Annotated in this window: 11 protein-coding genes; 5 read left to right on the top strand and 6 right to left on the bottom strand. The window is 64.4% G+C overall.

From position 1 onward, the window contains the following. Positions 1-56: 56 nt before the first annotated feature. Genes M0P56_RS03165 through M0P56_RS03185 form a run of 5 tightly spaced genes read left to right on the top strand, consistent with a single transcriptional unit; the run spans position 57 to position 4,651 of the window. The gene (locus M0P56_RS03165) at positions 57-1,163 is read left to right on the top strand and encodes a 4Fe-4S dicluster domain-containing protein (RefSeq protein ID WP_291508595.1); all 1,107 of its coding nucleotides are present in this window, start codon (positions 57-59) and stop codon (positions 1,161-1,163) included. Beyond that, positions 1,156-1,986 (top strand): FAD/NAD(P)-binding protein, encoded by an 831-nt coding sequence (locus tag M0P56_RS03170; protein ID WP_291508596.1) that lies wholly within the window; start codon positions 1,156-1,158, stop codon positions 1,984-1,986. Before M0P56_RS03165 ends, M0P56_RS03170 begins: the two co-directional genes overlap by 8 nt. Positions 1,987-1,990: 4 nt before the next feature. After that, on the top strand, positions 1,991-2,788 hold the full coding sequence (locus M0P56_RS03175) for a sulfhydrogenase subunit delta (RefSeq protein ID WP_291508597.1): 798 nt from the start codon (positions 1,991-1,993) through the stop codon (positions 2,786-2,788). Next, positions 2,772-4,070 carry a nickel-dependent hydrogenase large subunit gene (locus M0P56_RS03180; RefSeq protein ID WP_291508598.1) on the top strand — a complete coding sequence of 433 codons (1,299 nt, stop codon included), beginning with the start codon at positions 2,772-2,774 and terminating at the stop codon, positions 4,068-4,070. The genes M0P56_RS03175 and M0P56_RS03180 overlap by 17 nt, the downstream gene beginning before the upstream one ends. Then, entirely contained in the window at positions 4,067-4,651 is a 585-nt protein-coding gene (locus M0P56_RS03185) for a hydrogenase maturation protease (protein ID WP_291508599.1), read from the top strand. The genes M0P56_RS03180 and M0P56_RS03185 overlap by 4 nt, the downstream gene beginning before the upstream one ends. A gap of 13 nt (positions 4,652-4,664) precedes the next feature. Here M0P56_RS03185 and hypE read toward each other — a convergent pair whose 3' ends face one another. From hypE to hypA, 6 genes are read right to left on the bottom strand one after another with little or no spacing between them, the layout of a single operon-like run. Continuing rightward, complete coding sequence (gene hypE / locus M0P56_RS03190; RefSeq protein WP_291508600.1) at positions 4,665-5,717, bottom strand: hydrogenase expression/formation protein HypE; 1,053 nt, start codon at positions 5,715-5,717, stop codon at positions 4,665-4,667. Next, positions 5,717-6,889 (bottom strand): hydrogenase formation protein HypD, encoded by a 1,173-nt coding sequence (gene hypD, locus M0P56_RS03195; RefSeq protein ID WP_291508601.1) that lies wholly within the window; start codon positions 6,887-6,889, stop codon positions 5,717-5,719. The genes hypE and hypD overlap by 1 nt, the downstream gene beginning before the upstream one ends. After that, positions 6,886-7,131, bottom strand: a complete 246-nt coding sequence (locus M0P56_RS03200; protein ID WP_291508602.1) for a HypC/HybG/HupF family hydrogenase formation chaperone — start codon at positions 7,129-7,131, stop codon at positions 6,886-6,888. The genes hypD and M0P56_RS03200 overlap by 4 nt, the downstream gene beginning before the upstream one ends. A gap of 13 nt (positions 7,132-7,144) precedes the next feature. Beyond that, entirely contained in the window at positions 7,145-9,469 is a 2,325-nt protein-coding gene (gene hypF / locus M0P56_RS03205) for a carbamoyltransferase HypF (protein WP_291508603.1), read from the bottom strand. Continuing rightward, positions 9,469-10,368, bottom strand: a complete 900-nt coding sequence (hypB, locus tag M0P56_RS03210) for a hydrogenase nickel incorporation protein HypB (RefSeq protein ID WP_291508604.1) — start codon at positions 10,366-10,368, stop codon at positions 9,469-9,471. Before hypB ends, hypF begins: the two co-directional genes overlap by 1 nt. Continuing rightward, on the bottom strand, positions 10,365-10,706 hold the full coding sequence (hypA, locus tag M0P56_RS03215) for a hydrogenase maturation nickel metallochaperone HypA (RefSeq protein ID WP_291508605.1): 342 nt from the start codon (positions 10,704-10,706) through the stop codon (positions 10,365-10,367). Before hypA ends, hypB begins: the two co-directional genes overlap by 4 nt. Positions 10,707-10,906: the final 200 nt, after the last annotated feature.

Raw genomic sequence — 10,906 nt, forward strand, 5'->3', positions numbered from 1 at the left:
GCACCGAATACCGTCTATACTATTGGCAATCGCCAAGTCACCGGGGTTTGCATCTGATGGTCGCACCCAGTTTTCTTCCCCGCTCCGAGTTCCAGCACCTGCTGACCGCCCTGATTGCGGCGGGCTACCGCTGCCTGGGGCCGAAGGTGCGGGACGGTGCCATTGTTTATGACGGGTTGGACAGTGCCGACGATCTGCCACGGGGAGTCCACGACCACCAGCAGCCCGGCGTGTACCGGCTTCAGCGGGACGAGAGCCCGCGCTGTTTCGCCTGGGCCAACGGCCCCCAGGCCCTCAAACCGCTGCTCTTTGCCCCTCACGAGGTCCTCTGGACCAGCGCTGCGGGGAGTGACGGGGGTATCACCTTTCACCCCAAGAAACCGGAAGCCCGGCCCACCGCCGTCATCGGCGTGCGCGCCTGCGATCTCGCGGCGCTGCGTCTGCAGGACCAGCACTTTCTGGAGGGGCCGTTTCCTGATCCCCATTATGGCGCCCGGCGCAGGAACCTTTTTCTGGTGGCGGTGCATTGCACCCATCCTGCGGCCACCTGTTTCTGCGCCTCCACCGGCGACGGGCCGCGGGCTGAGTCGGGTTTCGATCTGGCTCTGGCGGAACTCGACGAGGGCTTCATTGTCACGGCGGGGAGCCGCAAGGGCGAGGCACTGCTCGGGCAACTGCCCCTCGAAGCCCTGGACCCCCTCCAACAGGCCACCGCCGACGGGGAGATCATGGCTGCCGCCCAGGCGCAGCAACGCGCCCTACCGTCCCGCAACCTGCGGGATGATCTCTTTGCCAATCTGCACCACCCCCGCTGGGAGGATGTCGCCCAACGCTGTTTGTCCTGTACCAACTGCAGCTCCGTTTGTCCCACCTGTTTCTGCCACGCCGAGACGGAGGAACCTGCCCTGGACGGCCTGAGCAGTACCCATTCCCGGCAATGGGACTCCTGTTTCACCGCAGGCCACAGCGCCATCCACGGCATCGTCATCCGCGCTGACACCCGCCAGCGCTACCGCCAGTGGCTGACCCACAAGCTCGGGAGCTGGCACGACCAGTATGGCCGCTCCGGCTGCGTGGGCTGCGGACGCTGCATCGCCTGGTGCCCGGCGGGCATCGACATCACCGCAGAAGCGGCGGCCATCTGCGGAGAGGATCATGCCTGATCCTTACCTTCCCCAGGAGGTCGAGGTCCTCGAGCGCATTCAGGAGTCCCCCAGCATCTTCACCCTGCGCCTTGCCTTCACCGACCCTGGAATGCAGATCGGCTATCGCTTTCAGCCGGGCCAGTTCAACATGGTTTATCTGTATGGGGTGGGCGAGGTGCCCATTTCCATCGTCTCCGATCCCGAAGATACGCACCGCATCGACCATACCATCCGTGCCGTGGGGCGGGTCACCCAAGGGCTGGCGCGTCTGGGAAAGGGTGCCCGCCTGGGCCTGCGCGGGCCATACGGTCGGGGCTGGCCCCTGAAACGGGCCGAAGGCAGAGACATCGTGCTGCTCACCGGGGGGCTGGGCTGCGCGCCGGTGGCTTCGGTCATCCACTACATCCTGCGGCGACGGGAACGCTTTGGGCAGCTCACCATCCTGCAGGGGGTCAAGCATACCGACGACCTCATCTGGCGCGACCAGTACGAAGCCTGGAGTCGGCTGCCCGACGTGCAGGTGGGGCTGGCAGCGGACGTGGGCAGCGCCGGTTGGTTCGGGCAAGTGGGGCCGGTGACGGTCCTTTTCGACCGCGTGCAGTTCGATCCCGGTGCACTGGTGATGATGTGCGGCCCCGAGCCCATGATGGGGGCCGCCGTGCAGGAGTTGCTGCGGCGCGGCGTGGCGGGGGAGAACTTGTGGCTCAGCATGGAGCGCAGCATGCACTGCGCCGTCGGGCATTGCGGCCATTGTCAGCTGGGGGGAAACTTCGTCTGCCGGGATGGCCCGGTCTTTCCTTACCCGGCACTCCAGCCCCTGCTGGGCGAGCGAGGGTTTTGACGTCATGGCCGCTGCCAAACCACGCCTCGCGGTGCACAAATTCAGTTCCTGTGACGGTTGTCAGTTGGCCTTCCTGAATCTAGGGGAGGACTTGCTGCGACTTGCCGAGCTGGTGGAGATCATCCACTTCGCCGAGGCCGGGCCCGTGGACCCGGACGCGGTCGTAGACATGGCCTTCGTGGAGGGAAGTATCTCCACGTCGGAGGATGAGGAACGCATCCAGAAAATCCGCAAAAACAGCCGGTGGCTCATCACCATCGGCGCCTGCGCCACCGCTGGCGGCCTCCAGGCCTTGCGCAACCTGGCCGACGGCCCCGGTTGGATCGCGGAGATCTACGCCCAGCCCGAACACATCCATAGCCTGGCCACCTCTACCCCCATCGCCGCCCATGTGCCGGTGGATCTGGAGCTGTGGGGCTGTCCGGTGAACGGGCGCCAGGTTTTGGGGGCGATGCGCGCCCTCCTTTTCGGGGCCGTACCGGCGCTCGAAAAGGATAAAGTCTGTCTGGAGTGCAAACGCCATCAGGCCGTCTGCGTACTGGTGGCTAAAGGACTGCCGTGCATGGGGCCGGTGACGCTCACCGGCTGCGGGGCGCTGTGCCCCCGTTTCGGACGCGATTGCTATGCCTGCTACGGGCCGGCAGAGAACCCCAACGCGGCGGCGCTCGGGCAGCGGCTGGAAGGGCTCGGTCTGGTGCCAGAAGCCGTCGCACGGCGTTTCCTCTTCATCAACAACGGCGCCCCGGCCTTTGCCGAGGCTGGCCGCCATTGGCGGGAACAGGCCCATGACCCAAAGCCGTAAGCTCAGCCTCTGCGTGCCGGTCCTGGCACGGGTGGAAGGAGAAGGCGCCCTGGACCTGGAAATGCATGACGGGCACCTGAAAACCCTGCGCCTGCGCATTTTCGAGCCGCCGCGACTCTTCGAGAAATTCCTGGAAGGCCGGGAATACCAGGAGATCCCGGACATGGTGGCGCGCATCTGTGGCATCTGCCCGGTGGCCTACCAGATGAGCGCCGTGCATGCCATCGAGAGCGTCTTCGGCCTGGCGCCCGGTCCCTGGGTGCGGGCCATGCGCCGGGTGTTCTACTGCGGCGAGTGGATACAGAGCCACAGCCTGCACATCCATCTGCTGGCGGCGCCCGATTTCCTGGGCTACAGCAACGTCTCCGAGCTGGCGCGCACGTATCCCGACGTGGTGCGCCGGGGGCTCGCCCTCCAGGCCCTGGGCAACGAGATCATCCGCGTTTTCGGCGGTCGCTCGGTGCATCCCGTAGGCGCCCGGGTGGGAGGCTTTCACCGAGCGCCCAGCCGGGTGGAGGTGGCAGCACTCCTGGAGCAGGTGTGGGCCGCCCTGCCTGGAGCCGAGGCCCTCGTGGCCTGGACCGCCTCCCTGAACCTGCCCGACGACCCTCAGGACTTTGTCAGTGTGGCCCTGCGCCACCTGGATGAGTACCCCATGAACGAGGGGCGCATCGTCTCCTCTGACGGTCTCGACATTTCCATCGCCGAGTACGAAACCCATTTCCCGGAACACCAGGAACCCCATTCCACCGCCCTTTATACGACGCTGAACGGACGCCCCTACCTGGTGGGGCCCCTCGCGCGGCTCAACCTCAATCTGGATCGCTTGCATACCCCCGTCCGGGAGACCCTGGGGCGTACCGGCATCGCCTTTCCCAGCCGCAATATGTTCCATAGTATAGTCGCGCGGGCGGCAGAAATTCATTATGCCCTTCTGGAGGTCAGCCGCCTGCTGGAAGATTACGCCGAGCCAGAGGTGTCCTTCGTCCCCGCCGTGCCGCGCTCCGGCCCTGGTTACGGATGCACCGAGGCCCCCCGCGGTCTGCTCTGGCACCGCTACGATCTGGATACGGCAGGTCAGGTGCTGCACGCCCGCATCGTCCCGCCCACCAGTCAGAACCAGGCGCGTATCGAGGCGGACCTGCGTCACGCCCTGGAAACCCTGGGTCTGGACCGGGACGACGAGACTCTGCGCCAGCAAGCCGAGATGGTGATCCGCAACTACGATCCCTGCATCTCTTGCGCCACCCATTTCCTGACGGTTCGGGTGGAGCGGCGGTGAACCCCGTCCGCGTCCTCGGCATCGGTTCGCCCTTCGCGGGCGACGATCTGGGTTGGCGACTCGCGGAGGCACTGGAACGGATGGGCCTGCTCCGTTATTTTCCCACAGGAATGGTCCATATCAACCTCTGCGATCGCCCCGGCTGCCTCCTGCTCCCGGCCATGCGCGGCGCGCACCTGGCCATTCTCCTGGATGCCATGCGCAGCGGCGCCCGGCCCGGCACAGTGCGGCGCCTGGATATGCTGGAACTGGACGAGAGCACCGGGCTGCTATCGAGCCATGGCTTTGGGGTGGCCGAGGCCCTGGCCCTGGGCCGTGTTCTGGGGGATCTGCCGCCCCGTGTCCTCATTTACGGGATTGAGACAGGTCAGGCGCCCTCGCTTCCGCCACTCGGCGACTTGGTAGCCATTCTTTGGCCGACGATCATCGACGATATCCGGGTATGCGGGGTTGAACCGGAAAGACCATCCCACGTCTCATCCGTGAGCGTCACGCCCTTCTCCCCGGCAAATGCGCATTCTATCCATGGCCTATCCCTCTCGGATAAGGCCTTTAGTTCGGAGCATTACCCTGGAAAATGACAGTCGGCAATCATTAGCAGATCCGCGGCAACTGCTCGCCGGTAAGCCAATCCACCATGCGTCGACCACCGAAGGCCGTCTCCATCTCCACGAAGTGATGGCGGTCATCCACAACTTCGCCAATGATGGCGGCGTCGGCACCGAGGGGATGTGCCTGCATGGCGGCCAACAGGCGCTCCGCCACCTCCGGCGGGCAGATGGCCACCAGTTTTCCTTCATTGGCCACATAGAGGGGGTCCAGTCCCAAGAATTCACAAGCGGCCCTGACCTGGGGCCGAACGGGGATGGATACTTCCCGGATTCGCATCCCCACCCGGGCTTGTTGGGCGATCTCGTTCAGGGTGGTGGCGAGCCCGCCGCGGGTGGGGTCCCGCAAGCAATGGATGTCGGGCATTGCCTCCACCATGGTCGCTACCAGACCGTGCAGGGCAGCGGTATCGGAAGCCACGGTGGTGCCAAAACGCAGATCCTCCCGCACAGACATGATGGCAACGCCGTGATCCCCGATGGTGCCGCTGAGCAAGATACGGTCGCCGGGCCGCGCCCGGTCACCCGAGATGTACAGATTTTCGGGAACCACGCCGATACCGGTGGTGGTAATGAAGACACCGTCGCCCTTGCCCTGCTCCACCACCTTGGTATCCCCAGCAATGACGGCGACCCCGGCCTCCCGCGCCGCCGCCGCCATGGAGTCCACGATTCGCTGCAGGTCGCTCAAGGGAAAGCCCTCCTCGAGGATGAAGCCTGCGGTGAGATACAGCGGCTTCGCCCCCGCCATTGCCACATCGTTGATGGTGCCATGCACGGACAGGCAGCCGATGTCCCCCCCTGGGAAAAAAAGGGGAGAAACTACGTGGCTGTCGGTTGCCGCCACCATGCGCCCTGACGACACGAGGAAGCAGGCTTGGTCGTTCAGTGCGCGCAGCCAGTCATTGTCAAATGCGCGGAGGAAGAGCTCATCGACGAGCTGCGCGCTGGCGCGGCCGCCACTACCATGGGTCATGTCCACCCGCCCCTGCCGCCAGTCCAGGGGCCGCAGATAACTTCTTTTCTGCGTGTCATCCATCAAACATTCACCGCCTTCCGGGTGGGACCGGCGTCCCGATAATCGCGGTAGCGGCCATAGGTGTAGTGGGCGGCGCAGGCGCCCTCCGAGGAAACCATGCAGGAGCCCACGGGATTTTCGGGCGTGCAGGCGGTGCCGAAGAGCCGGCAGTCCCGGGGTTCCTTGACGCCGCGCAGAATGGCGCCGCACTCACACCCCTTGTGGTCGGCTACCGTCCGGTAAGGGATAATAAAACGGCGCTCGGCATCGAAGTCACCGTAGGCGGCCTTGATGCGCAGTGCGCTGTAAGAGATGGTGCCGAGGCCGCGCCATTCGAAGGCGGGGCGCGTTTCCAGGACCTCGGTCATCAGCGACTGGGCCTTGGGATTACCGTCGCGGCTGACGGCGCGGATGAACTCGTTCTCCACCTCTGCCCGTCCGGCATTGATCTGGCGGATCAGCAACCAGATCGATTGCATCACGTCCAGGGGCTCGAAGCCGGCGATCACCACCGGCCGCTGATACTCCTCCGCGACAAACTCATAGGGCCGGCTGCCGATCACGGTGCTGACGTGGGACGGCCCGATGATGCCGTCCAGCCGCGGCCCTTCTGCGCCCCCTATCCCCTCCTTCGGCGTGGTCGAATCCAGGATTTTGCGGATGGCCGCAGGTGTCAGTACGTGGTTACAGAATACCGTGAAGTTTTTGACACCCATTGTCTTGGCCTGGCGGATGACCGCAGCGGTGGGCGGGGTGGTCGTCTCGAAACCGATGGCGAAGAAGATCACCTCGCGATCGGGGTTTTCCTGGGCAATGCGCAGGGCATCCAGGCTGGAGTAAATCATGCGGACATCGGCGCCGGCCGCCTTGGCCTTGAGCAGGCTCATGCGCTCCGCAGCCGGAACGCGCAACACATCGCCATAGGTACAGAGGATGACGCCGTGCTCCAGAGCCAGGGCGATGGCGCTGTCAACGCGTCCGATAGGCAATACGCAGACCGGGCAGCCGGGCCCGTGGATCAGGCGGATGTTGGGCGGCAGGAGGTCCTGGATGCCATGGCGGGATATGGCATGGGTATGGCCGCCGCAAAACTCCATCAGATGATAGTCCCGATGGGAACAGGCCTCCGCGGCAATGGCGTGCGCCAGACCTCGTGCTAGGGTGGGGTCACGAAACTCGTCGACGTACTTCATATTTTCGCCCCTTCCCCATCATCCAGCCGACCGGCCAACTCGGCGAAGAGCGCCAAGGTCCGTTCGGCCTCCTCCGGCTCCAGCCGGGTCAACGCATAACCTACGTGGAGAATGACATAATCCCCCTCCCGGACGCCGTCCACCAGGGCTAGCGAGATCTCCTTGCGCAGACCATCCAGCTCGACCACCGCCAGCTCGTAATCCAGCAATCGTTCGACCCGCACGGGAATAGCTAGGCACATGACGTCACTCCTCTTATAGTACAGCGGCCTGTGCCACCCAGGCCTGTCCCAGGCTCAGGCCGCCGTCGTTGGACGGCAGTAGCCGCGCTTCAAACACTTCCAGTCCTGCCTCTTCCAGCCCTTTCCGCACCGCCGTCCGCAGAATCACGTTGACAAAGCACCCCCCACCCAGAGCCACCCGCCGGATTCCGGAACGGGCAGAGGCCTGTGCCGCCCAGTCAACCAGGCCCCGGACCAAAGTGGCATGGAAGAGGGCTGCCCCGAAGGCCGGGTCGTCCAAGTCGGCCAGATGATCCAACAGCGGCAGCAAATCGAGGGTTCCGCTCTCTTCCAGCAGGTAGCCGCCCGCCAAGGGGTTTACCTTCCCCCGACGCAAGGCCAAGCCTTCCAGCAGCAGGGCCGCCTGCCCCTCGAAATTTGCACAGTCCTTGACACCCAGGAGCGCGGCAGCGGCGTCGAAGAGCCGCCCGGCGCTACTGGTGGACGGCGCGTTGATGCCTTGCTTCAGCATCTGGACTACCACCTCCGCGCTTTCATGCGGAAAGCGATGAATGATCTCGCTGCCTCGGCCCAGAGCGTGCAGCGCGCTCGCCGCCATGCGCCAAGGCTCTCGGGCGGCCCGGTCACCCCCTGGCAGAGCCAGCGAGCGCAACTGCCCCAAGCGCTGAAAACCACCCTCTTCCACCAGAAGCAGCTCCCCGCCCCACGGCGTTCCATCGCCCCCCAGTCCCACGCCATCCAGCGCCAGCCCGAGGCAACAGCCCAGCAAACCATGCTCGGCCATGACGGCGGCAATATGGGCGTGATGGTGCTGAACGGCCACCGCTGGCAGACCATGGGCAGCGGCGAATGCCAAGGCGAAACGGCTGCTGTGGAAATCCGGGTGGAGGTCGTGGGCTACCCGCTCCGGGCGGACGTCCAGCACGCCGAGAAGATGCTCCACGGTCTCTTCGAGCGCCGTGCAAGCGGCAACATTGTCCAAGTCACCCAGGTGCTGAGAGACGAAGGCCTCGTCGCCACGGGTCAGGCAGATGGTATTCTTGAGCGCCCCCCCCAGCGCCAGTACCGAAGGGCCGCGGGCGGGCAGCTTTATGGCTGCGGGGGCATAGCCTCGAGCCCGGCGAATAAAGACCGGAGCGCCCCGATTCGACTGCAGCACACTATCGTCGCAACGGACCAGAATGCCGCGGTCATGCACCACATAGGCGTCGGCCAGTCCGTGCAGACGTCGAAAGGCCTCGTCATTGTCCGTTACCAGAGGTTCGCCGCCAGGGTTGCCAGAGGTGCAGACCAGCACCAAATCCTGGGGTTGCCGCAGCCAGGCCGTGCCGCGGGGGCGCCCCGCGGCTTCGTGAAAGAGGAGATAATGGAATGGCGTGTACGGCAGCATCACTCCGAGCCAGGCAAGCCCCGGCGCCACACCCGGAAAAGCGACGTCGCAGCCCGGCCCCTTGGGCAACAGCACGATGGGGCGGGCTGTGGACTCCAGCAACAAAGCCGCCTGGTCGTCACAGTGGACCCAAGGGGTGAGGGAGGCACGGTTTGCGGCCATGACGGCGAAGGGTTTCTCGGCGCGGATTTTGGCGGCGCGCAAGCGCGCCACCGCTTTCTCCCGTCGAGCATCGCAGACCAAGTGGAATCCTCCCAGGCCCTTGACGGCCAGGGTCCGACCGCCGCGGATCAGATTCAGAGCGGCGGCGACGACATCCGGCACCGCCAGCGCCCGCCCGTCCGCGTCGTGCAACGCGAGTTGGGGGCCGCAGGCAGGACAGGCGACTGGCTCCGCGTGAAAACGGCGGTCCAACGGTTCCTCATACGCGCGGCGGCACTGGACGCACAGCCCGAAACCCGCCATGGATGTATTGGGTCGGTCGTAAGGGAGGGCACCGATGATGGTATAGCGGGGACCACAATGGGTGCAGTTGATAAAGGGGTAGCGGTAACGCCGGTCGGTGGGATCGAAGAGTTCTTCCAGACAGGCATCACAGACCGCCGCATCCGGTGAGACGCCGGTGCGGATCGTGCCTGTGCGACTTTTCTCAATCAGGAAGTGGGCACAGGCGGGGCGAAGCGCGATCTCGCGTACCTCGACCCCCTCCACCCGGGCGAGTGACGGGGCCTTCAGCCGCAGGTCCAGGATGAGGCGTTCCAGGTCCGGGACCGAACCCTGCACCTCCATGTCCACCCCCCGGCCATCATTGCGCACCCATCCGCCAAGCCCTAGCTCCGTCGCCAGACGATAGGCGAAGGGTCGAAAGCCCACCCCCTGCACCTGCCCCAACACGCGCAGGCGATAGCGAACAACCCTTGCTACGGAAGGGTTGCCGACGGGCAACATCAGTGGGCCTCTCCCAGACGCGATCGCAGGGCGGCCAACTCTTGTTCCAGTGTCGTCTTTCGCGCCCGCAACGCCCTTTCGCGCGCGCTACGGGCCTGTTCGGCACCACCCTCGATCCACGCCAGCCACGCGGCCATGCCGTCGCCGCGGGTGGCGGAGACCTGCAGGACCGCAAGTTTCGGATTGATCCGCCGGGCATAGTCGATGCAGACATCCACATCGAATTCCAGATAGGGAAGCAGGTCGATCTTGTTGAGGAGCAGGAGGTCGGCGGCATGGAACATGTCCGGATATTTGAGAGGCTTGTCCTCCCCTTCAGTTACCGACAGCACCACTACCTTGTGGGCCTCTCCCAGATCAAAGGCGGCCGGACAGACCAGGTTCCCGACGTTTTCGATGAAGAGTACCCCCTCGGCGACGGGCTGCAACTGCTCCAGTGCATGCCCCACCATGTGAGCATCCAGGTGGCAGCCCTTGCCGGTGTTGATCTGCAGTGCGTCCACCCCAGTGGCGCGAATACGCTCGGCATCCCGACCCGTCTGCTGATCTCCTTCGATCACCGCCACCGGCAGCCGATGTTGCAGGGCCTCGACGGTGCGCACCAGCAGCGTGGTCTTGCCCGAGCCGGGGCTGGAGACCAGATTCAGGGCAAAGACACCCCGCTCGGCCAGATACCGGCGGTTGGTGTCGGCGTGGCGCTGATTCTTGGCTAGAATGTCCTGCTCGATCCGCACCATGCGCCGTCCGTCCATGCCCGGTGCATGGACGTGGGCCGCCCGGGATTCGTTTCCATGCCTATGCTGCCCGTTATCCTCGTGAGGATCATGGGGATGGTTATGGTGATCAAGCCCCTCGATCTTCATTTCACCACCACCGCAACCACATGTGGTACACATCATTCCACCTCCAATTGCTGAATACGCAATTCCGCGCCCTCGACGACCTGGAGCTGATGACTACCGCATTGGGGGCAGGCATCGAAATATTGCCGGATGGACACCTTTTCGCCGCAGGGAAGGCACCACGCCTGTGCCGACACCGTCACGATTTCGAGACGGGATCCCTCGGCCAGCGTGCCCTGCGTGACCACATCAAAATTAAAGCGCAACGCCTCCGGTTCCACGCTGGCCAGAACGCCTATTTCCAACCATACCACATGCACACGGGCGAAGTGCTGGATCTTGGCCTGTTCCTCCAGCGCCTGTAGTACCCCTTCGCACAATGCCATCTCATGCATAGTCACGTCACCTGTACATTTGCCCGGTTTCTGCTGCGTGTCATGGAATTATTCACCATGCTGTACTATAAGTAGGTATATATCAGAATGGGCTGCGTTTAAAGTTTGACAGGCTACCGGCGAATTATTGGAAAAATGCCACGCAAAGCGTTTGTTCTTTGCCGTGAAACCGCGGTGATATCTTTAGCGTTGAAATCCAT

It is taken from the genome of Acidithiobacillus sp., assembly GCF_023229925.1.
Classification (GTDB): Bacteria; Pseudomonadota; Gammaproteobacteria; order Acidithiobacillales; family Acidithiobacillaceae; genus Acidithiobacillus.

Coding starts and splice junctions, on each gene's coding strand:
- hypA (WP_291508605.1), bottom strand. CDS start 10,706: ATGCATGAGATGGCATTGTGCGAAGGGGTACTACAGGCGCTGGAGGAA.
- M0P56_RS03175 (WP_291508597.1), top strand. CDS start 1,991: ATGGCCGCTGCCAAACCACGCCTCGCGGTGCACAAATTCAGTTCCTGT.
- M0P56_RS03200 (WP_291508602.1), bottom strand. CDS start 7,131: ATGTGCCTAGCTATTCCCGTGCGGGTCGAACGATTGCTGGATTACGAG.
- M0P56_RS03165 (WP_291508595.1), top strand. CDS start 57: ATGGTCGCACCCAGTTTTCTTCCCCGCTCCGAGTTCCAGCACCTGCTG.
- M0P56_RS03180 (WP_291508598.1), top strand. CDS start 2,772: ATGACCCAAAGCCGTAAGCTCAGCCTCTGCGTGCCGGTCCTGGCACGG.
- hypF (WP_291508603.1), bottom strand. CDS start 9,469: ATGTTGCCCGTCGGCAACCCTTCCGTAGCAAGGGTTGTTCGCTATCGC.
- hypB (WP_291508604.1), bottom strand. CDS start 10,368: ATGATGTGTACCACATGTGGTTGCGGTGGTGGTGAAATGAAGATCGAG.
- hypD (WP_291508601.1), bottom strand. CDS start 6,889: ATGAAGTACGTCGACGAGTTTCGTGACCCCACCCTAGCACGAGGTCTG.
- M0P56_RS03170 (WP_291508596.1), top strand. CDS start 1,156: ATGCCTGATCCTTACCTTCCCCAGGAGGTCGAGGTCCTCGAGCGCATT.
- hypE (WP_291508600.1), bottom strand. CDS start 5,717: ATGGATGACACGCAGAAAAGAAGTTATCTGCGGCCCCTGGACTGGCGG.